Origin of the sequence: Nonomuraea phyllanthi, from assembly GCF_006334985.2 — a bacterium.
In the GTDB taxonomy this organism is placed as follows: Bacteria; Actinomycetota; Actinomycetes; order Streptosporangiales; family Streptosporangiaceae; genus Nonomuraea; species Nonomuraea phyllanthi.
This window is the reverse complement of the sequence record NZ_VDLX02000011.1, coordinates 193,425-212,303: the sequence shown is the minus strand read 5'-3', so window position 1 is coordinate 212,303 and position 18,879 is coordinate 193,425. Positions and strand designations below refer to the sequence as shown.

Annotated in this window: 21 protein-coding genes; 12 read left to right on the top strand and 9 right to left on the bottom strand. The window is 70.8% G+C overall.

What is annotated here, in order from left to right; all coding sequences use genetic code 11:
* Window positions 1–61: 61 nt before the first annotated feature.
* Window positions 62–703, bottom strand: coding sequence for a histidine phosphatase family protein (locus FH608_RS28555; protein ID WP_139633699.1), 642 nt, complete (start codon window positions 701–703; stop codon window positions 62–64).
* 168 nt (window positions 704–871) lie between these two features.
* Between FH608_RS28555 and FH608_RS28550 the strand changes: the two genes are divergently transcribed.
* From FH608_RS28550 to FH608_RS28530, 5 genes are all read left to right on the top strand, one after another.
* Complete coding sequence (locus FH608_RS28550; RefSeq protein ID WP_139633698.1) at window positions 872–1,822, top strand: SPFH domain-containing protein; 951 nt, start codon at window positions 872–874, stop codon at window positions 1,820–1,822.
* A 5-nt stretch (window positions 1,823–1,827) separates the two neighbouring features.
* On the top strand, window positions 1,828–2,088 hold the full coding sequence (locus FH608_RS28545; RefSeq protein WP_139633697.1) for a hypothetical protein: 261 nt from the start codon (window positions 1,828–1,830) through the stop codon (window positions 2,086–2,088).
* Window positions 2,063–2,719: a GPP34 family phosphoprotein gene (locus tag FH608_RS28540; protein ID WP_226899990.1), complete on the top strand. Its 657-nt coding sequence runs from the start codon at window positions 2,063–2,065 to the stop codon at window positions 2,717–2,719. Before FH608_RS28545 ends, FH608_RS28540 begins: the two co-directional genes overlap by 26 nt.
* 81 nt (window positions 2,720–2,800) lie before the next feature.
* Window positions 2,801–3,697 (top strand): ABC transporter ATP-binding protein, encoded by an 897-nt coding sequence (locus tag FH608_RS28535; protein ID WP_139633696.1) that lies wholly within the window; start codon window positions 2,801–2,803, stop codon window positions 3,695–3,697.
* Window positions 3,694–4,803, top strand: coding sequence for an ABC transporter permease (locus FH608_RS28530; RefSeq protein WP_139633695.1), 1,110 nt, complete (start codon window positions 3,694–3,696; stop codon window positions 4,801–4,803). Before FH608_RS28535 ends, FH608_RS28530 begins: the two co-directional genes overlap by 4 nt.
* On the opposite strand, the gene FH608_RS28525 is transcribed toward FH608_RS28530, so the two are convergent.
* The gene (locus tag FH608_RS28525; RefSeq protein ID WP_139633694.1) at window positions 4,772–6,037 is read right to left on the bottom strand and encodes an MFS transporter; all 1,266 of its coding nucleotides are present in this window, start codon (window positions 6,035–6,037) and stop codon (window positions 4,772–4,774) included. The genes FH608_RS28530 and FH608_RS28525 overlap by 32 nt on opposite strands.
* Before the next feature lie 86 nt (window positions 6,038–6,123).
* On the opposite strand from FH608_RS28525, the gene FH608_RS28520 reads away from it, so the two are divergent.
* The gene (locus tag FH608_RS28520; protein ID WP_226900017.1) at window positions 6,124–7,122 is read left to right on the top strand and encodes an ArsR/SmtB family transcription factor; all 999 of its coding nucleotides are present in this window, start codon (window positions 6,124–6,126) and stop codon (window positions 7,120–7,122) included.
* Between the two features lie 24 nt (window positions 7,123–7,146).
* Here the strand turns inward: FH608_RS28520 and FH608_RS28515 are convergent, their stop codons facing one another.
* Window positions 7,147–7,839 (bottom strand): alpha/beta fold hydrolase, encoded by a 693-nt coding sequence (locus FH608_RS28515; protein WP_139633692.1) that lies wholly within the window; start codon window positions 7,837–7,839, stop codon window positions 7,147–7,149.
* 118 nt (window positions 7,840–7,957) lie between these two features.
* On the opposite strand from FH608_RS28515, the gene FH608_RS28510 reads away from it, so the two are divergent.
* The 6 genes from FH608_RS28510 (at window position 7,958) to crcB (ending at window position 12,423) form a co-directional block, all read left to right on the top strand.
* Complete coding sequence (locus tag FH608_RS28510) at window positions 7,958–8,800, top strand: AraC family transcriptional regulator (RefSeq protein ID WP_193318671.1); 843 nt, start codon at window positions 7,958–7,960, stop codon at window positions 8,798–8,800.
* A 495-nt stretch (window positions 8,801–9,295) separates the two neighbouring features.
* Window positions 9,296–10,267 (top strand): sigma-70 family RNA polymerase sigma factor, encoded by a 972-nt coding sequence (locus tag FH608_RS28500; RefSeq protein ID WP_226899989.1) that lies wholly within the window; start codon window positions 9,296–9,298, stop codon window positions 10,265–10,267.
* A 57-nt stretch (window positions 10,268–10,324) separates the two neighbouring features.
* Window positions 10,325–10,882: a dihydrofolate reductase family protein gene (locus FH608_RS28495; RefSeq protein ID WP_139633690.1), complete on the top strand. Its 558-nt coding sequence runs from the start codon at window positions 10,325–10,327 to the stop codon at window positions 10,880–10,882.
* 337 nt (window positions 10,883–11,219) lie between these two features.
* On the top strand, window positions 11,220–11,714 hold the full coding sequence (locus FH608_RS28490; protein ID WP_139633689.1) for a fluoride efflux transporter FluC: 495 nt from the start codon (window positions 11,220–11,222) through the stop codon (window positions 11,712–11,714).
* Entirely contained in the window at window positions 11,711–12,067 is a 357-nt protein-coding gene (locus FH608_RS28485; RefSeq protein WP_139633688.1) for a DUF190 domain-containing protein, read from the top strand. Before FH608_RS28490 ends, FH608_RS28485 begins: the two co-directional genes overlap by 4 nt.
* Entirely contained in the window at window positions 12,064–12,423 is a 360-nt protein-coding gene (gene crcB, locus FH608_RS28480) for a fluoride efflux transporter CrcB (protein WP_139633687.1), read from the top strand. Before FH608_RS28485 ends, crcB begins: the two co-directional genes overlap by 4 nt.
* 36 nt (window positions 12,424–12,459) lie before the next feature.
* Here the strand turns inward: crcB and hpaD are convergent, their stop codons facing one another.
* The 6 genes from hpaD to hpaH form a co-directional block, all read right to left on the bottom strand.
* Window positions 12,460–13,533 carry a 3,4-dihydroxyphenylacetate 2,3-dioxygenase gene (gene hpaD, locus FH608_RS28475; RefSeq protein WP_139633686.1) on the bottom strand — a complete coding sequence of 358 codons (1,074 nt, stop codon included), beginning with the start codon at window positions 13,531–13,533 and terminating at the stop codon, window positions 12,460–12,462.
* A gap of 79 nt (window positions 13,534–13,612) precedes the next feature.
* Window positions 13,613–15,136, bottom strand: coding sequence for a 5-carboxymethyl-2-hydroxymuconate semialdehyde dehydrogenase (gene hpaE, locus FH608_RS28470; protein WP_139633685.1), 1,524 nt, complete (start codon window positions 15,134–15,136; stop codon window positions 13,613–13,615).
* Window positions 15,133–15,852: a GntR family transcriptional regulator gene (locus FH608_RS28465; protein WP_226899988.1), complete on the bottom strand. Its 720-nt coding sequence runs from the start codon at window positions 15,850–15,852 to the stop codon at window positions 15,133–15,135. Before FH608_RS28465 ends, hpaE begins: the two co-directional genes overlap by 4 nt.
* Window positions 15,849–17,303, bottom strand: coding sequence for a fumarylacetoacetate hydrolase family protein (locus FH608_RS28460; protein WP_139633683.1), 1,455 nt, complete (start codon window positions 17,301–17,303; stop codon window positions 15,849–15,851). The genes FH608_RS28465 and FH608_RS28460 overlap by 4 nt, the downstream gene beginning before the upstream one ends.
* A complete protein-coding gene (locus FH608_RS28455; RefSeq protein ID WP_139633682.1) occupies window positions 17,300–18,082 on the bottom strand; it encodes an aldolase/citrate lyase family protein in 783 nt (260 codons plus the stop codon). Before FH608_RS28455 ends, FH608_RS28460 begins: the two co-directional genes overlap by 4 nt.
* Window positions 18,067–18,852, bottom strand: a complete 786-nt coding sequence (hpaH, locus tag FH608_RS28450) for a 2-oxo-hept-4-ene-1,7-dioate hydratase (RefSeq protein WP_139633681.1) — start codon at window positions 18,850–18,852, stop codon at window positions 18,067–18,069. The genes FH608_RS28455 and hpaH overlap by 16 nt, the downstream gene beginning before the upstream one ends.
* Between the last annotated feature and the right edge of the window lie 27 nt (window positions 18,853–18,879).

The window sequence follows — 18,879 nt, the reverse complement described above, 5'->3', positions numbered from 1 at the left end:
CGGCCCGCCTGGCGGTGGTCGGCCGTCCGGCACGACCACCTCGCCGCGGGCCAAGTAGAGGTCAGCTGCTTACGGCGGAGTCGAGATGGCGGGCGTCGCCGAGGCCGGCGACCGTGCGGTTGTGGAAGAAGTCGTCCTCGCGCAGCGTGGTGATGCTGCCTGATGGCACCCGGAAACCCGCATGGCCGACCGCCTCGACCGGCATCTTGATCCAGGCGGTCACGACGAACGTCAGGGAGCCGCCGTGCGTCACGATGATCTGGTGCTCGCAGGGGCGCCGCACGATCTCGTCCGTGGCCGCATAGACGCGCCGCGCGCACGCCCCTTTGGTCTCGGCGCCCTCCACGCCCTCGTCGTGCTCCAACCGCTCCCCGGCCGCAGGCGGAGGGATGAATCGCTGGTCCAGCCACTCCTGCGGCCTTCCTCCCGCCACTCCGTACGATTTCTCCCGTAGCCGGGGATCCAGGATCGGCTTCACGCCGAACAGTCCGGCGATCTTCTCGGCCGTTTGCCTGGTGCGCCGCAGATCCGAGGAGAACAGCTCCACCTCGGCGCCGTCCGGGATCCGGGCCCGCAGCGCGTCGGCGATGGAGGCCGCGGCGCTGAGGCCGGCCGGCGTCAGCTGCGAATCATGCCAGCCACCGACGACCCGCTCGACGTGGTGTGTCGCCTCCGGATGGGTGACGACGTAGATGGTGCGCATGCGTGAGCTCTTCCTGCGGGGGGCTGGTCTTTAGTGATCTTACGAGGGGTTCACGCGTTCTCCGCACTTCCAGACCCCTCGATTCCCCCGGAAAATCAGCCTTCCCCCGCCGCCAAAAAAGTGATATCAGTTTGCTATCAGGATGAAGACGGGTGGAAGGGACGGACGATGGCGAACACATCGGGCGGCGCCGCACTTGAGGCCGCCGTGGTGGACATGCCGGCACCGCGCACGAGCGAGCACCCGGTGCGGGCGGCCAACGGGTTCGTGATGCTGGGGGTGGCGACGGCACTGGGCCTGGCCGGGATCGCGCTGCTCGTCGCGGGAATCGTCATGCTGGCCTCGGGGGCCGGGCAGGCCGGCCTGTGGATGGTCCTTGTGGGCAGCCTGATGATCCTGGCCGGGCTCTTCGTGTCCTGCGGCCTCACCGCGGTGGCGCCGGGCGAGGCGCGGGTGGTGCAGCTGCTCGGCCGGTACGTCGGCACCCTGCGCACCCCCGGCTTCCAGTGGGTCAACCCGATCACCGCGCGGCGGCGGGTCTCCACGAGGATCCGCAACCACGAGACGGACGTGACGAAGGTCAACGACGCGGACGGCAACCCCATCCAGATCGCGACCGTGGTGGTCTGGCAGGTCCGGGACACCGCGCAGGCGGTCTTCGAGGTGGACGACTTCGTGGAGTTCGTGGCCATCCAGGCGGAGACCGCCGTGCGGCACATCGCGGGCAGCTACCCGTACGACGCGCACGGCGAGCCGAGGCTGTCGCTGCGGGACAACGCCGACGAGATCAACGAGCGGCTGTCGGCGGAGATCGGGGCGCGGGTGTCGTCGGCCGGGGTGAAGGTCATCGAGTCCCGCATCATCCACCTGGCGTACGCGCCGGAGATCGCCCACGCCATGCTGCGCCGCCAGCAGGCGGGCGCGGTGGTCGCGGCCCGGCAGCGGATCGTCGAGGGCGCGGTCGGCATGGTGGAGATGGCCCTGGACAAGCTCGCCGAGCACGACGTGGTCGAGCTGGACGAGGAGCGCAAGGCGGCCATGGTCAGCAACCTGCTCGTGGTGCTGGTCGGCGACCGCGACACCCAGCCGGTGGTCAACACGGGCACCCTCTACCAATAGTCCCCGTGGAGCGGAAGAAGATCCTGCTGCGCCTTGACCCGGTGGTTCACGACGCACTGGCCAGGTGGGCGTCCGACGAGCTGCGCAGCACGAACTCTCAGATCGAGTTCCTGCTGCGCAGGGCGCTCTCCGAGGCCGGCCGCCTCCCCGACGGGGTGGGGCGGATGCGCCCACGCGGACGACCGAGGAAGGCGCCGGAGGACGGCACGGACCAGGAAGAGGAAGAAGAGGAGCGGGTGGATGGAGACGCAGGTGAAGCAGGGTGACTCACTGGCCGGATCGGCCTTCCTTCTGGCCTTCGACCTCCGGAAGGAGAAGCTGACCCAGCGGAGCGAGCTGGGCTACCTGCTGCGCGCGGCCACCCTCGCCGAGCTGCTGCTGGCGGGCAACCTGGCGGACGAGTCGGGCAAGGCGCGAGCGCTCACCGCTCCGGCCGCCGAGCCGGGTTCCCTGCGGGCCGTGGTCTGGGAGCAGATCTCGAGCTCGCCGCCCCGCTCGTGGCGGCGGTGGGTGCGGAAGGACAACGGCAAGGCGGTCCGCATGGTACGCGACGAGCTGGCGGCCACCCGGATGATCAGCGTGGAGCGACGGCGAATCCTGCTGTTCCCGGTCGAGCGGATCACGCCGCGCAAGCCGTACCTGTCACGCAGGCTCGCCGAGCGCGTCGGCCGGGCGATCCGCGACGGCCGGCCGGTCGGGCACCTGGACGAGGACGTCCGCGTCCTGGCGGCGCTGGCCACGGCGGCCGGGCTCAAGACGGTGGCTCCCTCCTGGCGGAAGGCGCGGCTGCACCGGGACAGGATCCAGCAGCTGTCCGCGCCCGTCGAGCCGATCGCGACCGCGCTGCGCAAGAACGTCGAGGCGGCCAGGGCCGCGGCGGCGAGCGGAGGGGGCTGACACGGCCTTCCCCGGAACCCGGGTCCACCAGGGCGAACGGCTCGGAGGCCACGATCGGCCCACGATGAAGGAGAGAACCTGATGCTCGAGATCAGCGAGCTGCGCAAGCGCTTCGCGGGCGGCCCCGACGCACCCGACGGCAAGCTCGCCCTGGACGGGATCGGTTTCGCCGTACGGCCGGGGCGGATGTTCGGGTTCGTCGGCGCGAACGGCGCGGGCAAGACGACGACCATGCGCATCGTGATGGGCGTGCTCCAGGCCGATTCCGGATCGGTGAGCTGGCAGGGCCGCCCGCTGCGCCACGACGACCGGCGCCGCTTCGGCTACATGCCGGAGGAGCGCGGCCTCTACCAGAAGATGCGGGTCGCCGAGCAGATCGCGTACTTCGGCCGGCTGCACGGCATGAGCGCCGCGGCCGCCCGGAAAGCCACCGAGGACCTCATGGAGCGGTTAGGCGTGGCCGAACGAAGGAACGACCCGGTGCAGGCGCTCTCGCTGGGCAACCAGCAGCGCGTGCAGCTGGCGGTGGCGCTGGTGCACGACCCCGAGGTGCTGGTGCTGGACGAGCCGTTCTCCGGGCTCGACCCGATCGCGGTGGACGCGCTCGCCACGGCGCTGCAGGAGCGGTGCGGCAGCGGCGTACCGGTGATCTTCTCCAGCCACCAGCTGGAGCTGGTGGAGCGGCTGTGCGATTCGGTCGGCATCGTGGCGGCCGGGCGGATGGTGGCCACGGGCGCGGTGGCCGAGCTGCGCTCGGCCGCGGGTGACACGCTGCGGGTGGTCGTCCGCGATGCGGCCCCCGGCTGGCCGGACGGCCTGCCCGGCGCGGTCACCGTGTCCGGTGACCGGCACATCCTGCGTACGACGAGCGGCGACGACCAGGAGATCCTGCGCCGCGCCCTCAAGGCCGGGCGCGTCGAGCACTTCGGCGTCGAGCGACCCACCCTCACCGAGATCTTCAAGGAGGCCGTGACGTGAACGGGTTGATCCTGGCCGCCCGCCGGGAGGTCATGACGCGGATCCGCACCAGGGCGTTCGTCATCGGCCTGATCTTCACGTCCGTGCTGGTGGGCGCGGTGTCCTTCGCTCCCAAGGTGTTGGACAGGCCCGACACCTACACCCTCGGCACGCTCGGCACCCAGCGGCTGCCGCTGCGGGCGGCCGCGCCGGATGCGACGTTCGAGTGGCGCACGTTCCCGAACGAGGCCGCCGCCAGGCAGGCCGTGCTCGACGGGGACGTGGACGCGGTGCTGGCCGGCGGCACCACGGTGCTCACCAACGGGGAGATCGACGACCGGCTCGGCGTGCTCCTGCAGAGCGCCGACCGGGAGGCCAAGCTCGCGGCCGCGGGCGTGTCGATCCCGCCGCTGCGCATGGAGTCCATAGGTGCCGACGCCCACGATCAGACCGCGCGCACCGGGCTCGCCGTGGTGCTGGTGGTCGTGCTGTTCATGATGCTCATCGGCCAGGCCGGGATGGTCGCCATGGGGGTGGTGGAGGAGAAGAGCAGCAGGATCGTGGAGATCCTGCTCGCCACGCTGCGGCCGTGGCAGCTGTTCGGCGGCAAGATCGTCGGGTTGGGCGCGGTCGGCCTGATCAACCTGGTCACGAACCTGGCCGTCGGCCTGGCGGCGTCCACGGCCTCGGGTGTCGCCGGCGACTTCCCGCCCGGCATGCCGGGGCTGGTGGCCGGGGTGCTGGTGTGGTTCGTGCTCGGGTACGCCTTCTACGCCACGCTGGCGGGAGCGATGGCCTCGCTGGTCTCGCGCCAGGAGGAGGTCAACAGCGTGCTGACGCCGCTCATCATGGTGATCATGGTCAGCTACTTCCTGGCCTTCTACGCCACCAACGCTCCCACGGGCACCCTGGCCACGGTCATGTCGTACGTGCCGCCCTTCTCCTCGATCGTCATGCCCGTGCGGACGGCCGCGACCGAGGTGCCGCTGTGGCAGGTGGTGCTCTCCATGGTGGCGATGGCGGCGGCGGTGCTCGCGGCGCTGGCCTTCGGCGCCAAGGTGTACCAGCGGGCGGTGCTGCGGACGGGCGCCCGGGTCAAGCTCCGCGACGTGGTGCGCGTGCGCTGAAGGGACGATCCCGAGCCGATCGCAGCACCGCCGCAACGCACACCGTGCCGAGCACGCCGCCTCCCGCGATGACCTGGTGGACCGGGACGAACTCGGCGATTCCACCTGCGACAGCCATGCCGAGCCCCTGAGCCGTCATCAGGCCGGCGGTCATCAGCGTCATCGCACGGCCGCGCAACTCCTCCGGTACTGCGGCGACGAACCACTGGTCCAGGCCGAGCGTGTAGGCGATGCCGCAGCCTGTGAGGACCTGGCAGGCCAGCGCCCAGCCGAGCGAGGGCTCGAAGGCGTACCCGATGGCCGGCAGCATGGCCAGGACGGCCACCGGCCTCGTCAGCCGTGCCCGGCCGCGCGGGCCGAGCAGCGAGCCGGCCAGGGTTTCGCTCAGGATCGCGCCGATCGGCATCCCGCACATGAGCAGTCCGAGCCCTGCCGGGGCGAGGCCCAGGGCGCTGGCGTACGGCGTCAGGAGCGCCTCAGGCACCACCACGAACGTCGGCGGCACCCAGCACAGCAGCAACAGCGATCGGATCCGCCGGTCGCCAAGGAGCAGCCGCATGCCCGCGAGCGAGGAGCCGATGAGAGCACCGCCCGTCGCGGCCCGCGCCGGCCTGCGGCGGGTCCCGAAACGGAGCAGTACCGCGGAGCCGAGGAAGGTCGCCACGGCCCATACGAGCACGGCCCGCGGCGACGCGACGGTCAGCAGCAGGCCGCCGGCGCCGAAACCCGCGAGTTGCCCGGTCTGACCGACGATCCGGACGACCGAGCGGCCCAGGACGAACAGGTCTCCCTCACCGAGAATGTCGCCGAGCGTCGAGGCGCGCGTGCCCTGGAAGATCGGTGCGACGGCGGCGGTCACACAGCGCAGGACGAGCAGCAGGGCGACCGGCATGTCCGGCACCGCCATCGCGGCCGCGCAGACCGCGCACACCAGGTCGCACACGACCAGCACCCGGCGTGCCGGGAAACGGTCGGCCACCGAGGACAGCAAGGTGCCGCCCAGAGCGTAGGGAAGCAGGCCGAAGGCGAACGTCAGCGCGCTCATCAGCGGCGAGCCGGTGATCCGGTACACCAGGACCGACAGGGAGATCTCGGCGACGACGACGCCCAGCGTCGACATCGCGTGTGCGGCGAAGACGGCGCGGAACTCGGCGACCGCGAACACGGCCCGGTATCCCGCGCTGCGTTCGCCGCCGGAGGAGGAGGGCTCCGACTCCCGCGGGGGCGATGACATGGCGGCAGCCTCCAAGAAGTGCCGCGTCGTCTTCTAGTCTTTCGTGTGCAGCCGAATCAGCCAGTCAGAGGGGAAAGACCGTGCCCATGCACCTGCGGTTCGGCCCCGAGGATCTGCTGCGCTGCCGGTTCGCGATCTCACCGCTGTGCGAGACCCATGAGGCCGTACGCACGCTGCGCCGCACGGGACGGCACGGCTACCACCAGCCATGGCTGCGGCGGATGCGAGCAGCCGTGGCCGGGCTGGATCTGTCCGAACTGTGGTTGTTCATGCCGCGCAGCGGCTACATCCCGGATTTCCTCGGCCCGCCGCCGGACGCCCCCTTCGAGTCACCGGCCTCCTTCGACGCCGAACTGGCCCGCTTACGGGCCACCGATCCGGTCGTCGCCCACCGGGAAATGGTCCGCTCCCTGGCCTGCACACCAGGAGCCGCGCAGTCCCCGCTCGGCCGCACGATGCTCGATGACCCCGGGCGGGCCGTCCAGCGGCTCGCCGATCTCACCGAGCGTGTCTGGACGGCCCTGATCGCCGACGACTGGACACGGCTGCGGGCCGTGATGGAGGCCGACGTCGCCTACCGCACACGGAAACTGGCCGAAAGCGGCCTGGAGAGCCTCTTCGCCGGCCTGCACGCGAACCTGAGCTGGAACGAGGGCACACTGACGCTCCGCACGGTTTCCTCGGCACTGATCGGGCGCGACCTCCACGGGCGCGGTCTCCTGCTGATGCCGAGCGTCTTCGTCTGGCCCGACGTGGTGAGCGGCTTCGCCCCGCCCTGGCAGCCCACGGTGATCTACCCGGCGCGCGGCATGGCCGGCCTGTGGCGCGACAGTCCACCCTCCGCGACCCGGGACCCGCTCGCCCGGCTGCTGGGCCCGAACCGGGCGGCGATCCTGCGCGGACTCCACGTACCGGCCACCACGACGGTTCTCGCCAGCCAGTACGGCCTCGCGCCGTCCTCCGTCTCGGCGCACCTGACCGTCCTGCGCGAGGCCGGGCTGCTGACCTCGCGCCGCCAGGGACACCAGGTGCTGTACGCGCGCACGCCGCTGGGCGAGGCGCTGGTCGACAGGATCCGAGCCTGAGTCGCGGCGATCAGCGCAGAGAGGTCACCTGCACGTCGACGCATCCGCGACGCCTTCGCCGAGCAGGAGCGCGGCGACCGCCTCCGGGGCCTCGTGCATCGCGTCGTGCCTGGTCGGGAGGTCGTGGACCTGCCAATCGGGATCGGCTCGGAGCCGGGTGCGGAGTTCGGCGAACGGCGTCCGGTCCTCCCATCCCGAGCAGTAGACGAACTCCCGACGGACCTGGGCGGGCGTACCTGTGAGCCGGATCGCTTGCAGGAACGAGGCGAGGGGATGGGGACGGCGGCGGGGATCGCCGCCGTCCGGCGGCCGGACGGCGTAGCCGGTGCTCGCGGCGCCGGCGGCGAACGCCTCCCGGTAACGCTCGGTCGTCAACGACCAGCACGACTCGCCATGACGCGGTACGTAGGCGTCGAGATGAACCAGGCGTGAGACCCGGCCGTCGGCCCGATCAGCGGCGGCGGCGATCACCATGCCACCGTAGCTGTGGCCGACCAGCGTCGCACTGGTGATGTGGGCGCGATCGAGGAGCCGCAACACGTCGTCGGCATGCGTATCGAGGTTGGCTGCCGCGACCGTCGCGGTGTCGTCGCCCGGCCGCAGACCGGTCAGGGTCAGGGCGTGAACGGCATGACCGGCACGCTCCAGCAGCGGAACCACCGCCTCGAACGACCATGAGCCATGCCAACCGCCGGGCACGAGAACGAACGTCGCCATGCGTTTCTCCTTCTCCCTCAAGCCGCGGCATCGAGGCACGCCGCCTCGATGACCACTCCGCATAGGAGGCAGTCTCACCAAATCGAGATGTGGCGTGCTACCGATAAGATGCCAACCGATGCCTGTTCGCCGCCAACCTTCCCGGATCGCCGATGTGACGTCGCACATGTGGCCGTCCGGCGGGCGCCACCTCTGGCCCTCCGGCGAGACAAGCGAGGTGCAGTCGCACGCGCGGGGGCACCTGGTGTACGCGGCCAGCGGCGTCCTGGCACTTCACACCGAGCGCGGCACGTCGATCGTGCCCGCCAACCGGGTCGCCTGGACGCCCGCCGGGTTCACGCACTACCACCGCGCCCACGGCGACACCGATATGCGGATCGTCTTTCTCGCGCCTTCACTCGCGCGGCTCCTACCAGACCATCCCTCCGTCTTCCTGGCCTCCGACCTCGCCCGCGAGGTCCTGCTCGCCCTGACCGGCCCCCGCAACTACGACGACGCCGCGCCCGGCTACAGCCGCTCCGCGCGCTCCCGCCTCCTCCGGGTCCTCGTCGACGAACTCGGCGAGGCACACGAACAGCCACTGCACCTGCCCGAGCCACGGGACGACCGGCTGCAGGCCATCGCACGGATGCTGTACGAGACGCCCGCCGACAACGCCACCCTGGCCGAACTCGGGAAGACGATCGGAGCCAGCAGCCGCACCCTCAGCCGGCTCTTCCGCGACGAACTCGGCATGACCTTCTACGAGTGGCGCACGCAGCTACGCATCTACCACGCGCTCGTGCTCCTCGCCGACGGCCACGACGTCATCCGGACCGCCTACGCCTGCGGATGGGCCGGCCCCAGCAGCTTCATCACAGCGTTCACCGACATCATCGGCACGACCCCTGGCCGCTACCGAACCAGCCGCCAGACCACCGCCCGTACGTCTCACCCGACGGTGGTCAGGTCCTCGGAGTGACGAACCGTGGTCGCAGCCGACGATCTTCTCGCCTGGATCGACGCCCCGCCTTTACATTGTAGATCACTAACCCTCACCGATGACCGGACCGTCCGCAACGTCGTCCTCGCCGATCCCGCCGCGTTCGAGGCGCTCCGAGCGGCTGCAGGTCCAACTGGACCGGATCGAGCAGGATGCGGCCCCTTGGCGTGACAGGTCTGCCGCCACCTCGCACGACGACGCCGCTGCCTGACCACAGCAGCTCGTACCTTCACCCACGCATGGGGTTTGTCCTGACGCTGCCCTGCTCACCGGAGCTCCGCCGCCGACCTCGTCCTGAACAACGCCCCTGTCCAGCTCATCTCACCGATCACCGAGCTGACCTGTTCCACCGCGTGCGGCTGAGCCAGGCTTCAACGCCAGGGCCGCTCCCCCGGCAAGCCTCGCCGGCAAAATGGAGCAGTTCTTCCAGTAGCGTCGATCACCCGTGCCAAGCCGCCTCTCACCAGCTCAGATGTGCGGGGACGTCACGTGCGCCATGATGGGGCGGTGGATTGCGAGCCGTATCGAGCCGAGTTGGTGGCGTACTGCTACCGGATGGTGGGCTCGTACCACGAGGCCGAGGACCAGGTGCAGGAGACGATGCTGCGGGCGTGGAAGGCCCGGGATCGGTACGACGCCGGCCGCGCGTCGCTGCGCACCTGGCTGTACCGGATCGCGACCAACGTCTGCCTGACCGCTCTGGAGGGCCGCGCGCGGCGGCCACTGCCGTCCGGGCTGGGCGCTCCCAGCGATGATCCCCAGGCGCCGCTCGCACCGGTCTTCGACATTCCCTGGCTCCAGCCGTTTCCCGACGCCAGGGTCGAGGTGGGGGTACGGGCCGACATGCGGCTCGCGCTGGTGGCGGCGATGCAGACGCTGCCGGCGCGGCAGCGGGCCGTGCTCCTGCTGCGCGAGGTCCTGGAGTTCAGTGCCGCCGAGGTGGCCGTCCAGCTCGGCACCACGGTCCCGGCCGTCAACAGCGCCCTGCAACGAGCCCGCGCCGCCCTCGCCGAAGCGGGCGAGACCACGGACGTCAACGAGGTCGGCGAGCCGGACGACCCGAAGGTACGCGAGGTGATCGAGCGCTACATGCGGGCGTTCGAGGCGGCCGACGTCCCCGCGCTCGTGCGGCTCCTCACCGACGACGCCGTCCTGGAGATGCCGCCGGTGCCGCTGTGGTACCGGGGAAGCCACGACTACGGCCTGTTCATGCGGCGCGTGTTCGACATGCGCGGCACCGGCTGGCGCCTCAGGCTCCTCACCGCCAACGGGCAGCCCGCCCTGGCCGCGTACGCCCCCGAACCCGGCGGCGGGCATCGCCTGCACACGCTCCAGGTCTTCACGGTCACCGGTGACCGGATCGCCCGCAACGTCGTCTTCGCCGATCCCGCCGTGTTCGAGGCATTCGACCTGTCCCCGCAGATTATTTTCGACACACCGCGATGAGTCCGGCCGATGCCACCGGTACGTACGGGTGAGCATCGAACGAAAGGGACACCCATCGTGAGCGTCATCGTCATCGAATTCATCACCCTGGACGGGATCGTGTCCGACCCGGACGGCTCCGCCGGCACTCCGGCCGGCGGCTGGGCGTTCCGGCACGGGCCCGAAACGGTCGCCGGGGACAAGTTCCGGCTCGGCAGCATCCTCGACGACGGCGTCATGCTGCTGGGACGTACCACCTGGCAGCTGTTCTCGCGGCTCTGGCCGGGACGCGACGACCCCTTCTCCGCGCGGATGAACGCCGTGCCGAAACTCGTCGCCTCGCGCACGCTGACCGACACCTCGGCTTGGACCGGCTCGCAGGTCGTCAAGGGCGATCTCGTCCAGGCCGTCAAGCGCGAGCCGCGTGATGTGGTCATCACCGGAAGCCTGAGCGTCGTCCATGCGCTGATGGCCGAGGACCTCATCGACGAGTACCGGCTGCTGACCTTCCCCACCGTCCTCGGCACCGGCGAACGGCTCTTCCCCGCCGGCGGCCCACCCGCCTACCTGGAGTGCCTGTCGGCCGAACCGGCCGGTGCCGCCGTCCTCAGCCGGTACCGGCGGCCGGCACGGTGACCGTTCGTTTCCCGGCCTGAACGGTGACCGTTTGTTTCCCGGCCTGAACGGTGACCGTTCGCTTTCCGGCCTGAACGAGACGCGAGCCGCCCTGCGCGACGGCTTTCCCGCTGCCGGCCAGGAATCGCCCCCTGGCCGGCGCGGTACTCAGGCTGCTGCGCAGCGGCATCGGCATGCCCGGCGGCCACCGGTACAGTGGACAGTGAGACCTCGACCAGCACGGTGAGGTCCGCGGCGGTGGGGCCCGCCGTCCCGGGTCGGCCCGGGGAAACCGCGGTGTACGCCGCCAACGGTCCCTACCAGGAGAAACGCGTGTCTTTCTGGTAGGGAGAGCTGTATGCACGAGCCGGTCGCGCCCGTCGATCCTGACGTCGATGCCCACGTCCCCGGCGTGCGCGCCGAACCGCAGGCGCGCGCCTGGCCGGTGACGGCTGCCGTCTCCGCCGGCGGCGTGCTGGGCGCGCTGACCCGCTACGGCATCTCGACCGCGCTGCCGCACGCCCCGGGCGGCTTCCCGTGGTCCACGTTCCTGATCAACGTGTCCGGCTGCCTGCTGATCGGCGTGCTCATGACGCTCATCGACCAGGTATGGACCGGGCGGCGCCTGCTGCGCCCGTTCTGGGGTGTGGGAGTGCTGGGCGGCTACACCACCTTTTCGACCTACATCATCGACGTCCACACCGCGGTACGGGCCGGCGCTCCCGGCGTGGCCGTGGCCTACCTGGCCGGCACGCTGGTCATCGCCCTGCCTGCGGTCTGGGCGGGCGTGGCCGTCGCCGGGAAGGTGCCGGCGATCGCCCGGCGCCGAAACGAACGCAGGAGGCAGCGGTGAAACTGCACGGACCCGCCCTACGGCTCACCGTCTTCATCGGCGACACCGACACCTGGCACCACAAGCCGCTCCACCACGAGATCGTGCACCGGGCACACGTCGCCGGGCTGGCCGGCGCGAGCGTGTTCCGCGGCATGGAGGGCTACGGCGCCTCCAACCGCGTCCACACCACGCGCATCCTGTCGCTGTCGGAGGATCTGCCCGTCGCCGTCATCATCGTCGACGCCGAGGAGAAGATCCGCGCCTTCCTCCCGCAGCTCGACGAGCTGATCAGCGAAGGGCTGGTCATCCTGGACGAGGTCGAGGTGATCCGTTACGTCGGCCGTACGCCCGGATCGGCGGACGGCCGATGACGATCCTGCTGGTGGCCATCGGTGCGGCGATCGGCGCGCCACTGCGCTACCTGGCCGACCGCCTGGTGCAGAGCCGGCACGACTCGGTGTTCCCCTGGGGCACCATGGCCGTCAACCTGACCGGCTCGTTCGTGCTCGGCCTGCTGGCGGGCCTGCCCGCGGACCGGGGCTGGTCCGCGCTGCTCGGCACCGGCTTCTGCGGCGCGCTGACCACCTACTCGACCTTCGGCTACGAGACGCTGCGGCTGGCCCAGGACGGCTCGCGCTTCTACGCGCTGGCCAACGCCACCGTCAGCGTGATGGCCGGGCTCGGCGCCGGAGCGCTGGGACTCCTGGTCGCCCCGGGCGGAGCGTGAGGCGGCCCTGTCGTCCCGGGACCGGCTCCCGGCAGGTCACAGCTGCTCGCCGAGCTTGAAGCCGCGCTCGACGTCGCCCTCACGGGTGTAGGAGAAGCCGTCCGCGCCGACCGTCACGGCCATCTCGCTCGCGTCCGTACGCTCCACGACCGGCACCGGGCGGCCGTCGAGGTCGAGCACCGTCGACGCCTCGGTGTACCAGCTCGGGACGACCGGGTTGCCCCACCAGTCGCGGCGCTGGTTGTCGTGGACGTCCCACGTGACGAGCGGGTTGTCCGGGTCGCCGGTCCAGTAGTCCTGCGTGTAGATCTCCACGCGGTGACCGTCCGGGTCGAGGATGTAGAGGTAGAACGCGTTCGAGACGCCGTGACGGCCCGGGCCGCGCTCGATCCGGTCGGAGATGCGCAGGGCGCCCATCTTGTCGCAGATCGCGATGATGTTGTGCTTTTCGTGGGTCGCGAAGGCGACATGGTGCATGCGCGGGCCGTTGCCGCCGGTCATCGCGGTGTCGTGGACGGTGGGCTTGCGGCGCATCCACGCGGCGTACACGGTGCCCTCGCTGTCCTCGATGTCCTCGGTCACCCGGAAGCCGAGATCCACCATGTGCTTCGCCGCGCGCGGGACGTCCGGGGTGACCTGGTTGAAGTGGTCGAGGCGGACCAGGGCGCCCGGGGTGTGCAGCTGGTAGTGCCAGGCGAGGCGCTCGACGTGCTCGACCTCGTAGAAGTACTCGATCGGGAACCCGAGCGGGTCCTGGACGCGAACGGCGTCGCCGATGCCCTTGACGAAGCCCTCCTTGCGGCGCTCCACACGGCAGCCGAGCTCGGTGTAGAACGCGACCGCCCTGTCGAGCTCCTCCGCCGAGCGAACCCGGTAGGCGAACGCGGCGACGGCGGCCACCGGGCCCTGGCGCAAGACGAGGTTGTGGTGGATGAACTCCTCGAACGTCCGCAGGTAGATCTCGTCGTCGCTCTCCTCGGTGACGACGAGGCCGAGCATGTCGACGTAGAACTCGCGTGACTTCTTCAGGTCGGTGACGACCAGCTCCATGTAGGCGCATCGGATGATGTCCGGCGCCGGAGCCTTGGGGGTGGGGATGTCGGGGGTCATGACGCCTTCCTCGCTCTCACTCCTGCGGTACGAATGCCTACGTCTGCGTTCCGGACGTTCGCGTCCGCGTTCCGGACGCTCATTTCTGCGCCCTGGACGACGTGGCCGCCTGCGGTCCGACGCCGAAGCGCGGCGAGTGGGCGTCGTTCAGGGCGATGTGCACGGCCTGCTGGTCCGTGTAGAAGTCGATCGACCGGTAGCCGCCCTCGTGGCCGAGACCGGAGGCCTTCACACCGCCGAACGGCGTGCGCAGATCGCGCACGTTGTTCGAGTTGAGCCAGACCATGCCCGCGTCGACGCTCTGGGAGAAGGTGTGGGCGCGCTTGAGGTCATTGGTCCAGACGTACGCCGCGAGGCCGTACTCGACGCCGTTGGCGAGCCGGAGAGCCTCCTCGTCGCCGTCGAACGGGGTGATCGCGACCACCGGCCCGAAGATCTCCTCCTGGAAGATCCGCGCCTCCGGCCTGACGTCGGCGAAGACGGTCGGAGCGACGTAGTTGCCCTCGGGGCATCCTTCCGGGCGGCCCCCTCCCGCGACGAGACGGGCCTCGCGCTTGCCGATCTCGACGTAGCTCATGACCTTGTCGTAGTGCTCGGGGTGCACGAGCGCGCCGACCTCGGTCGCGGGGTCGGCCGGTTCACCGACCACGATGGCCTTCGCGCGCTCGGCATAGCGCTCCACGAACTCGTCGTACACGGGTCGTTCGACGAGGATGCGGCTGCCGGCCGTGCAGCGCTCGCCGTTGAGCGAGAACACCCCGAACACCGTCGCGTCCAGCGCCGATTCCAGGTCGGCGTCGGCGAAGACCACGGCCGGCGACTTGCCGCCGAGCTCCATGGACAGGCCCTTGAGGTACGGTGCCGCGTTCGCGTAGATGATCTGCCCGGTGCGGCTCTCACCGGTGAAGGAGATCAGCGGCACTCCAGGATGCTTCACGAGCGCGTCACCGGCTTCCTCGCCGAAGCCGTTGACCAGGTTGAACACACCGTCCGGGACGCCGGCCTCGCGGAAGATCCCCGCCCACAGGGATGCCGACAGGGGCGTGAACTCGGCCGGCTTGAGCACCACGGTGTTGCCGGTGGCGAGCGCCGGGGCGAGCTTCCAGGACTCGAGCATGAACGGGGTGTTCCACGGCGTGATCAGACCCGCGACGCCCTTGGGCTTGCGGTTCACGTAGTTCACCTGGCGGCCGGGCACCTTGTAGGTGTCGTCGCGCTGGGCGACGATCAGGTCCGCGAAGAACCGGAAGTTCTCGGCGGCACGCCGGGCCTGGCCGAGCGCCTGGGTGATCGGCAGGCCGGTGTCCCAGGTCTCCAGTTCTGCCAGCCGCCTGTCCTGCGCCTCGACCAGGTCCGCCACCCGGTGCAGCACCCGCGAGCGCTCGCGGGGCGCCAGCGTGGGCCACGGGCCGCCGAAGGCCCGCTTCGCCGCGGCCACCGCGCGGTCGATGTCCGCCTTCCTGCCGGCCGCGGCCTTGATGTAGACCTGGTTGGTGGCGGGGTTGAGGACGTCGAAGGTCTGGCCGTCGACGCTGTCGACGAACCGGCCGTCGATGAAGTGCTGGATGTGGTCCGGCAGCCCGCCGGGGACGTGCTGGCTCATGGTTGCTCCCGCGTCAGGTGGGTCGATGGGTTGCGGCCAACGGCCGGCGCGGCATGGCGGCGGCCGGCCTGGTAGGCCAGCACCGCGTGCAGGGTGCCGAGCCGGTGGTCACGGGCCGCGAGTTCGATGGTCAGAGGGGCCTCCCCCGCTTCGATCAACCGCAGGAGCGCCTCGTGCTCCCCGACGGACTCGCGCGCACGACCGGGCACGAAGCCGAAGACGGAGTCACGGAGCACGGTCAGCCGCTTCCACCCTCTGCCGACGAGGTCGGCGATGTGCGGGTTGGGGCACTTCTGGAAGAGCACCGTGTGGAAGGCGAGGTTGAGCTCGGTGAACCGTCGGGGGTCGAAGCTCTCCAGCTTCAGGGAGTCGGCCAGCTGGTCGTTGATCGATCGTGCTCGGGCGATGTGGTCGCCGGTGAGGCGCGGCGCCGACAGCGCGGTCGCGGCGCCCTCCACGAGGGCGAGCGTCTGCATCGTGTACTCGTACTCCTGCTCGTGCATGAAGGCGACCTGGGCGCCGACGTTGCGTTCGAAGGTCACCAGACCCTCCGCCTCGAGCAGGCGGATCGCCTCGCGGACCGGGACCGCGCTGATGCCGATCTCCCTCGCGATGGCATCGAGGACCAGGCGGTACCCGGGGGTGAACCGGCCGGTCTCGATCCGCTCCCGGATCCACTCGTAGGCGGCGCGGGACTTGCTCCCAGGCTGGGTCACGGCTGTTCCTCCCGCCAGGCCTGATAGCGGCCGCGCCATTCGGCGTCGAGCGGGAAGAGTCCTTCGACGGGATGGCCCTCCGCCACCCGCGCGGCGACCCACGCGTCCTCCGCCTCCTGGGCTGCTGCCCCGGTGGCGACCTGCCCGACGAGGTGGCGCGGGATGACGACGACTCCGTCGTCATCGCCGACGACGACATCGCCCGGCAGCACCGTGGCGCCCCCGCAGGTGATCGTGGCGTCGACCTCCCACGGGACGTGCCGCCTGCCGAGCACCGAGGGATGAGCGGCCTGGGCGAACGTCGGAAGGCCGATGGCGGCGACGGCGGCCGAGTCGCGCGCGGCCCCGTCCGTGACGATCCCGGCGGCGCCCAGCGTCTTGGCCCGCAGGGCGAGGACGTCGCCGACGGTTCCGGCGGTCGCGTCGCCGCGAGCCTCGATCACCAGCACCTCGCCTTCCGCGAGCGAGTCGAAGGCCTGCTTCTGAGCGTTGAAGCCGACGCCGTGGGACTCGAACAGATCCGGCCGGTGCGCGACGAAGCGCAGGGTCCGCGCGACCCCGATCATCTTCGTCCCGGGGGTCAGGGACCGGACACCGTCGATCGACGCGTTCGGATGGCCCAGCCTGCGCAACTGGGCGCTGATCGTCGCCACGGCGGCCGACGACAGCTTCTCGCGCACCTCGTCGGTCAGGGCGAACGGAGCCGGCGCGGTGACACCTGCCGTCTCGGCGTCGCCCCACGCCTCGATCCGCTGCAGGTCGTCGACATGAGGCCGCGCACCGTACTCGGCGAACGGCGTCGTCCCCTCCGCCACCCTGGTGACCAGGCGGCCGGTGCTCGGAGTCCCCGGGGCGGTCGGCGCGTCGACCTCGACCTCCACCACGTCGCCCGGGAGCGCGACGGAGGAGCCGGCGGGCGTGCCGGTCAGGATGACGTCGCCGGGCTCAAGGCTGATCAGCTGGGACAGGTCCGCCACCAGTGTCCCGAACGGGAAGACCAGGCCGGCGGTCGTGTCGTCCTGCTTGAGCACGCCGTTGACCCACGTGCGCACGCGCAGGGCCGCCGGGTCGACCGACGCGGCCGGGATCACCTCGGGGCCGAGCGGAGTGAACCCGTCTCCCCCCTTGCTACGCAGGTTCGAGCCCTTGTCGACGAGGCGGAGGTCGTAGAGGCCCCAGTCGTTGGCGGCGGTGATCCCCGAGATCGCCGCCCACCCCTGGTCGGGGGTGACCCGGCGCACGCGGGTGCCCACGATCAACGCGACCTCACCCTCGTACGCCAGCAGTTCCGTGCCCGCCGGGCGCTCGATGACGTCGCCGCTGACAGCCATCGACGAGGTCGGCTTGAGGAAGAACGACGGATGTGCCGGGGTTCTCCCCCGCTGCGCGATGCGCGACGGGTAGTTCAGGTGCACAGCGATGATCTTGCTGGGGCGTCCGAGCCTGTTCACACGGCCTCCTCGATGTAGTCGGCGGCGAGTCTCTCGCTCCCGCGGGCAAGCAGCTGGACGTCGGCGCCGACGAGGATGAAATCGGCGCCGGCGGTGAGGTACCGCCGGGCGAGCGCCGGCGCGAAGGCGTTGAGGCCGGCCTTGACACCTGCCGCCGCGGCGGCCCGGAGGCAGTGCTCGACCGCGGCCACCACCTCGGGATGGTCCTGCTCCCCGAGCACGCCCATCGAGGCCGCCAGGTCGGACGGCCCGATGAAGATGCCGTCGATGCCGGGTGTGGAGGCGATGGCCTCGACGTCGGCGACCGCCTCGGCTGACTCGATCTGGAGGTAGAGCGCGATGGTCTCGCGGGCGGTGTGCAGGTAGTCGGGGACCCGGTTCCAGCGCGACCCGCGCGCGAGCGCACTGCCCACGCCCCGGATCCCGCGTGGCGGGTACTCGATCGCGCGCACCGCCGCCGCGGCCTGTTCCGCGGTGTCGACCATCGGGATCAGGAGATTCTGCGCGCCGAGATCGAGGTACTGCTTGATGACGACGGGGTCGCCGATCGGCGGGCGGACCAGCGGGGTCACCGGATGTCCGCGCACCGCCTGCAGCTGGGCGAGCAGGGACTCCAGTCCGTTGGGGCTGTGCTCGGCGTCGATCAGCAGCCAGTCGAGCCCGCTGCCGGCGCAGATCTCGGCGACCAGCGGGCTGCCGCTGCACACCCACATGCCGATCAGGGGCCGGCGGGACGCCGCGAGAGCGTCGCGGAAGGTCGGGTCTACGCGAAACGACACGTGATCGCCCCCAGGTCGCCGTAGTCGGCGTGGACGCTGTCGCCGCGCTCCACCCACATCGGGCGGGTGAACGAACCGGACAGGATGATCTCCCCCGCCTCGAGCGACGTCCCGTGCTGGGCGAGTTTGTCGGCCAGCCAGGCCACGCCCGTGGCCGGGTGATTGAGCACGCCCGCGGCGACCCCCGTCTCCTCGATCGTCTCGTTCCGGTAGAGCAGGGCGCTGACCCAGCGCAGATCCACCGCGTCGACCGCGACGGGGCGCCCGCCGACGACCATCGCGCCCATCGCCGCGTTGTCGCTGATCGTGTCGACGATGGTCCGGCCCCGCAGCTCGATGTGCGAGTTGAGGATCTCCAAGGCGGGCACGACGTACCTGGTGGCGTCCAGCACGTCGAACACCGTGCAGGCCGGGCCGGTGAGCGGCCTGCCCAGCACGAAGGCCAGCTCGACCTCGACGCGCACGTTGGAGAAGGCGTCGAACGGCAGCACGCCACCGTTCTCGACCACCATGTCGTCGAAGATCACCCCGTAGTCGGGCTCGGTGATCCCGGTGGCCGCCTGCATCGCCCGCGAGGTCAAGCCGATCTTGTGGCCGACGATCCTGCCGCCCGCCTCCGTACGGCGCCTGGCCCACAGGGCCTGGACGGCGTAGGAGTCCTGGATCTCCATCCCGGGGTAGCGGGCGCTCAGAAGCGGCACGACGCTCCGCTCCCGGCCCGCCGCGAGCAGTTCGTCGGCGATCTGCTCGATCTGTTGCTGCTGAAGCACTGGCTCCATCCTCCATATCCGCGATCG